General features: G+C 66.6%; 3 protein-coding genes and 1 pseudogene. All 4 read right to left on the reverse strand.

Annotation, left to right across the window (positions count from 1 at the left end; all coding sequences use genetic code 11):
* Positions 1 to 1184 (reverse strand): efflux RND transporter permease subunit (locus JWR89_RS23095; protein ID WP_299720471.1); only part of this gene is annotated, 1184 nt, incomplete at its 3' end.
* 146 nt (positions 1185 to 1330) lie between these two features.
* Positions 1331 to 2488: an efflux RND transporter periplasmic adaptor subunit gene (locus tag JWR89_RS23100; RefSeq protein WP_299720473.1), complete on the reverse strand. Its 1158-nt coding sequence runs from the start codon at positions 2486 to 2488 to the stop codon at positions 1331 to 1333.
* Positions 2489 to 2611: 123 nt separating this feature from the next.
* Positions 2612 to 2968, reverse strand: coding sequence for a ferrichrome ABC transporter substrate-binding protein (locus tag JWR89_RS23105; protein WP_299720475.1), 357 nt, complete (start codon positions 2966 to 2968; stop codon positions 2612 to 2614).
* 45 nt (positions 2969 to 3013) lie between these two features.
* Positions 3014 to 3424, reverse strand: a pseudogene (locus JWR89_RS23110) (cation diffusion facilitator family transporter); the annotation flags it as partial.
* Positions 3425 to 3561: the final 137 nt, after the last annotated feature.

Here is a 3561-nt window from a genome sequence, read left to right on the forward strand (position 1 = left end):
AGCATGCCGGCGGCGGTCATCAGCATCGCCAGCGGAATCACCAGCGCGGCGACCAGCGCCGCGCGAAAATTGCCGAGCAGCAGGAACAGTACGACGATCACCAGCAAGGCGCCTTCGCCGAGGTTGCTGGCAACGGTCTTGATCGTCGCGTCCACCAGCGTCGTGCGGTCAAGCAGGGCGGTGAGTTCGATGCCGGCCGGCAGGGTCTTGCGAAGTTCTGCCAGCTTGGCATCGACCGCGGCGGCCACGGTGCGGCTGTTGCTGCCGATCAGCATCAGCGCGGTGCCGATCACCACTTCGTGGCCGTTCATGCTGGCGCTGCCGGTGCGGATTTCGCCGCCAATCTCGACACGGGCGACATCGCTGACGCGCACCGGCACCCCGCCACGGGTGCTGACCACGACATGGCCGATGTCGTCCGGCGTCTCCAGCCGTCCGCCGGACCGCACCACAATGCCTTCGCCGTTGCGCTCGATCGTGCTGGCGCCGCGGCTGACATTGCTGGCCTCGATGGCGCGGACGATGTCGGCGAAGGACAGGTTCATCGCGATGAGCCGGGCCGGATCGGGCTGCACCTGGTACTGCTTCGTAAAGCCGCCGATGGAATCGACGCCGGCCACACCGGTGACGCCACGGATCTGCGGCTTGACGATCCAGTCCTGCACCGTGCGCAGATAGGCCGCGCGGGCGACGTCGGTGGTGAGGCGCTCGCCTTCCGGGGTGACGTAGACGCCATCGCCAGGCGAATAGGCGATCGACCACATGTAGATTTCGCCGAGGCCGGTGGAGATAGGCCCCATCTTCGGATCGACATTGGGCGGCAGCGCGGCGCGCAACTCGATCAACCGCTCGTTGACCTGCTGACGCGCGAAATAGATGTCGGTCGCCTCGGCGAACACGGCGGTGACCTGCGAAAATCCGTTGCGCGAGATCGAGCGCGTGCTTTCCAGCCCGGCGATCCCCGCCAGCGCAGTCTCGATCCGTAGCGTCACCTGCTTCTCGATTTCTGCCGGCGACAGCGACGGCGCGGTGGTGTTCACCTGCACCTGTTTGTTGGTGATATCCGGCACCGCGTCGATCGGCAGCCGCATCAGCGACCATGCGCCGAACAGCGCCGCGGCGAGACTGAGTAGCACGACGATCCAGCGGCGTTGGATCGAGAGATGGAGGATTTGGCGGATCATCTGGAGTCTTTCATGGCGTGCTTCCGGCTTTCGCGGTCGTCATTGCGAGGAGCTCTTGCGACGAAGCAATCCAGCCTGCGCGTGGCCTTCTGGATTGCTTCGCTTCGCTCGCAATGACGCCCGCAGATGACCGAGTTCATTCGCTTCTAGTGCTGATGCTCGACGGCGGCCTTGCCGAGGTCGGCCTTGAGGACGAAGCTGTTGGCGGTGGCGATGCGCTCGCCGGGCTTCAGGCCTCCGGTGATTTCCGCGACGCGGCTGTCCTGCCGGCCGAGGGTCACCTTTCGGGCTTCGAAACCCTCCGGCGTGCGGACGAACACGACCGGGTCGCGCTCGATCGTCTGCAGCGCCGATTTCGGCACCACCAGATCCGCGGGCGTGTGATCGACCGGGATTTCCGCCGAGACGAACGCGCCCGGCCGCCATTTGCGATCGGCATTATCTACCGAAGCGACGACGCGCGCCGCACGGGTGTCCTTGTCGAGCAGCGGGCTGATGAACATGATGGTGGCAGGCGAGGTCGCACGGCCGGCTGCGATGGTGATCTGCTGGCCCTCGCGGATGTCGGCGAGATCGGCAGGGGACACCGCGAGTTCGACCCAGACCACGGCGAGATCGACGATGGTGAACAACTCGCTTTCCTGGCCTTCGCGGCCGACCAGCGATCCCAGTTCGACGCGGCGTTCGGCGATGCGGCCGGAGATCGGCGCGCGCAACTCCTGCCGCCGCAGCGTTTCCACCGGCTGCTGCGGCAGCGCCTCGATCTGCTCGGCGCTCAGGCTGAGGGCAAACAGTTTTTGCCGCGACAGTTCGAGCTTGACCCGGGCATCCTCGAAGGTGGTACGGGCACGCAAGAAGTCGTTCTCGCTCATCACCTTGCCGTCCCACAGCGTCTTGGCGCGGTTGAACAGCGTTTGCTGCAGGTCGGACACCAGCCGGGCCGCGAGGTACTCGCTCTTGGCATCGGCCACCTCGCGGCTTTCGATCACGGCCACCACCTCGCCGGCGGTCACGGCATCGCCGATCCGCTTGCGCAACTCGGCGACGGTGCCGAGCAGGCGCACCGCGATGCGCGCGATATGGTCGCCGCTCGGCACGATGGCGCCGGGCACGGTTATCTGCCGGGTGAGCGTGCCGCCGCGGACATCCTCGACCGCGAATTTACCGGCCTCGATCTGCTGCGCGCTAAGTTTGACCGAGGCCTCGTCGTGATGCGCTGGCTTTGCGTCGGGCGTCTCGTCGTGCGCATGCGAGGGCAGTACCATGCCGAGCAACAGCGCGGCCGCTCCTAGAATCCTGATCATGAGAATGGTCCCGCACCCGGCGCGAGGCGCCTGTGCCGTGTTGATCCAAGTGTCCATGCATCGGCTGCCGCACCGTCGTGGGACGGTGGACATGCCTTCGGCCTCAAGGGGCCGCAGGGAGGATCAGGTGCGGGGCGGTTTGAACAGCGGCAGCCCGGCGAGCGACGCGGGCGGATGATTTCTCGCAAAGCCGGGAGCGGGCAGGGGATGGTCCACCGGTAGGCCGATCACGGTCGCGGCCTGCGTGGTGACGTGGGACAGGCAATGGCCGCTATGGGCGGGCAACTGCTGGTCCGGCCGATCCGGCGGCGTGCCGCTGTCGTTGGTCATGGTGACGGCAGACGAATCGGCGAAAGCGAAGCCATCGCCGGCGCAATGGATCAGCGACAGCAGCAGGCCGAGCGTCAGCGCCAGCACGAACGGCAGCCGCCGCAGGCGGCGGGCTGCTGAAGTCAACGTGCTGGGGGCGGGCTGCGTCATCGCGCTTTCAGTGGGCCGCGCGGGTGCGGCGTTTTCAAGGTTTGATCAGACCACATGGTCCGGCGCCAGCGAACATGGTGACGCAGCCGAGGTCTCGACCTGAATGGTTGCGTGTTCGATGCCGAAATCGCGCTTCAGGCGGTGCGCGACGTCCATCAGGTAGGCGTCGCCCGGTGGGCCGGCGGGGATCACCATATGGCAGGTCAGGGCGATCTCGGTGGTGCTCATCGGCCAGATGTGCAGGTCATGCACCCCCTTCACGCCGGAACATTGCTCGAGATAGCCACGCACTGCGGCGGGATCGATGCCGCGGGGGACTGCGCTCAGCGACATCGCGGTCGAATCGCGGAGCAGGCTCCAGGTGCCCCAGACGATCAGCGCGCTGATCGCGAGGCTGGTGAGCGGATCGAGCCAGTTCCAGCCGGTATAGAGGATGACCAGGCCCGCCAGCACCAACGGCAGCCGCCGCAGGCGGCGGGCTGCTGAAGACAACGTGCTGGGGGCGGGCTGCGTCATCGCGCTTTCAGTGGGCCGCGCGGGTGCGGCGTTTTCAAGGTTTGATCAGACCACATGGTCCGGCGCCAGCGAACATG

Source organism: Tardiphaga sp., from assembly GCF_028290785.1.
Classification (GTDB): Bacteria; Pseudomonadota; Alphaproteobacteria; order Rhizobiales; family Xanthobacteraceae; genus Tardiphaga.